The organism is Microvirga roseola (assembly GCF_020866965.1).
GTDB lineage: Bacteria > Pseudomonadota > Alphaproteobacteria > Rhizobiales > Beijerinckiaceae > Microvirga > Microvirga roseola.
On the sequence record NZ_JAJATX010000195.1, the window covers coordinates 1 to 582 of the forward strand.

The window sequence follows — 582 nt, forward strand, 5'->3', positions numbered from 1 at the left end:
AGGCTGCTGGCCGGAGAGGATCTCGGGAATAGCCCGCCTTGCCCGGGTGATGCTCACACCGATGGCAATGCCCCGGTCGAGTAGCATGCCCCGGGTCTGACTCACCAGGGCCGTGCGGTGGTTTACCAGCCGCTGCCGGGCGCGATGCAGGGTCTGGATATCCTGCTGCTCAAGCGTTTTCTTGGGCACAAACCGCATGTGCGGCTGACGGGCGGCTGTGCAGATCGCCTCGGCATCATTGCCGTCGTTCTTCTGGCGGCGCACGAAGGGCTTCACGTATTGTGGGCTGATGATCTTGACTGTGTGCCTGTGTTCCTCAAAGCACCGCTGCCAGTAGAAGGCGCCAGTGCAGGCTTCAATGGCGATGGTGCAGGGTGCCAGCTGAGCGATGACCTGAATCAGACTGTCACGCATGACCCTGCGCCTGAGAACCACGGCTCCGGTTTGGGAGACGCCATGGAGCTGGAACACGTTCTTTGCGATGTCGATGCCAAGGGTGTGGATGGTCATGGAATGTCCTCCTCGTCTTCAACCCCGCTATCGTGCAGGGCGGGAGGGAGAGCCGTCCATCCCATTAGGTGG

1 protein-coding gene is annotated in these 582 nt (G+C 61.5%); it reads right to left on the reverse strand.

All coding sequences use genetic code 11. The features are described 5' to 3' along the window. Positions 1–510 (reverse strand): IS110 family RNA-guided transposase (locus LG661_RS24855; protein ID WP_230534663.1); only part of this gene is annotated, 510 nt, incomplete at its 3' end. Positions 511–582: the final 72 nt, after the last annotated feature.